Origin of the sequence: Enterobacter sp. CM29 (assembly GCF_013179605.1) — a bacterium.
Classification (GTDB): domain Bacteria; phylum Pseudomonadota; class Gammaproteobacteria; order Enterobacterales; family Enterobacteriaceae; genus Enterobacter; species Enterobacter intestinihominis.
This window is the reverse complement of the sequence record NZ_JABMCU010000375.1, coordinates 1-955: the sequence shown is the minus strand read 5'-3', so window position 1 is coordinate 955 and position 955 is coordinate 1. Positions and strand designations below refer to the sequence as shown.

Genomic DNA, 955 nt, shown 5'->3' with positions numbered 1-955 from the left:
GCACGCCGTCCGGGCGACCGCCCTGATCGCTATGGCCAATCAGCCGCATATTGCGGCTGTATTCGGGTTGAGGTAATGCAGACATGTATAAGTCCTTTCGCCGGATGGCGGCTGCGCCTTATCCGGCCTACAACACCGTAGGCCCGGTAAGCGAAGCGCCACCGGCCATTATTTTGACCTGGCTTCCAGCGTCGCAAACCACGGCGCAACAAAATCTTCCGTCTGGCCCCAGCCCGGAATGATTTTCCCCAGAGACGCCACGTTCACCGCGCCCGGCTGGGCGGTCAGCAGCGCCTGCGGAATGGCCGCCGCCTTGAAATCGTAAGTGGCAGGCGTCGCTTCTCCGGCAATCTTATTGGCAATCAGGCGTACGTTGGTCGCGCCAATCAGCTTCGGATCCACCGCCACGCTCACTGCCCATGGGCTACCCGGCTCGCGCATCAGCTGTAAATCCTGGTTGGAGATGTCGATGCTGTAGAGTTTGATCTCGGTTCGGCCGTTCTCTTTCAGCGCCTTATACGCGCCCTGGCTGAAGGCATCCCAGGTACCCCAGATGGCATCGATTTTACCTTTCGGGTATTTCGCGAGGATCGCGCCCACCTTGTTGGCAGTGTCGCCCTGCACGTCAGAAGAGACCGCGCCGATGGACTCCAGCTCTTTAATCTCCGGATACTGCTTTTGCAGTTCTTTGTAGGCCGCCTGACGGCGCTCCATCGGCGGGAAGCCCGCGACCCATAGCTTGACGATATTGGCCTTGCCGTTGAAATCTTTCGCCAGCTGGCCGAAAGAGAGGTTGGTCAGGGAGGCATCGTCCTGCTGGGTAACGGTTACGCCCGGGATCTCGCCGTTCACAGCGGTATCAAACACCGAAACTTTGATCCCGGCATCCACCGCCTTCTTCACCAGCGCGGTGGAGTACGGATCGCGCCCCTGAGAGAGAATAATCCCGTCGTAT

At 59.4% G+C, this 955-nt stretch carries 2 protein-coding genes; both read right to left on the bottom strand.

All coding sequences use genetic code 11. The annotated features are described in order from the left end of the window. A partial coding sequence (locus HP459_RS23660; RefSeq protein ID WP_253939689.1) for a hypothetical protein occupies nt 1-85 on the bottom strand: 85 nt, incomplete at its 3' end. Nucleotides 86-168: 83 nt separating this feature from the next. Next, the coding region (locus tag HP459_RS23150) for a sugar ABC transporter substrate-binding protein (protein ID WP_171936950.1) at nt 169-955 on the bottom strand (787 nt) is incomplete at its 5' end.